We start from the raw sequence: 468 nt of genomic DNA, 5'->3' as shown, positions 1-468 counted from the left end.
GTTCAAAAGCGAATTAAATCAGCCAAAGACGCTAAACAACCCAAACAACTCGCTCGCTTTGCAGGTAGCCCCAGAAAACACATGCCCAAAGGGCTGCCCTTCGAGTTAAAGTCTTATTTAGAATTAGTTGAGCTAACGGGCCGCTGTATACGAGAAGATAAACGCGGACATATAGAGCAACGCACTCTTCCTATTTTAGAACGATTAAACATAGCACCTGAAAACTGGTTAAAACTCACCACACAATTTAGCAAAGTGTTCAAAGGGGCAGTAGGGCGACCCAATAAGCTTGACGGCTATTATACTCATTTAGAAGTAAAACGGCGAACAGGCATCAGTCAATGTGAAAAGCTATTCGCTTAAATAACTCAACAACAAAAAACACCAATCATGCTGATAAAGTAGGCAAAACCGCGACTAACTTTTTTGCAATTACCTCTTAAACTCTAGGATAAAACTAAAAATAGT

Annotated in this window: 1 pseudogene; it reads left to right on the top strand. The window is 40.2% G+C overall.

The features are described 5' to 3' along the window. Positions 1 to 363 (top strand): annotated as a pseudogene (locus tag SANK73390_RS02290) (transposase); the annotation flags it as partial. Between the last annotated feature and the right edge of the window lie 105 nt (positions 364 to 468).

The sequence above is a fragment of the Pseudoalteromonas sp. SANK 73390 genome, assembly GCF_054966645.1.
The sequence above is the reverse complement of the archived record's forward strand: the minus strand, read 5'-3'. Positions and strand labels throughout refer to the sequence as shown.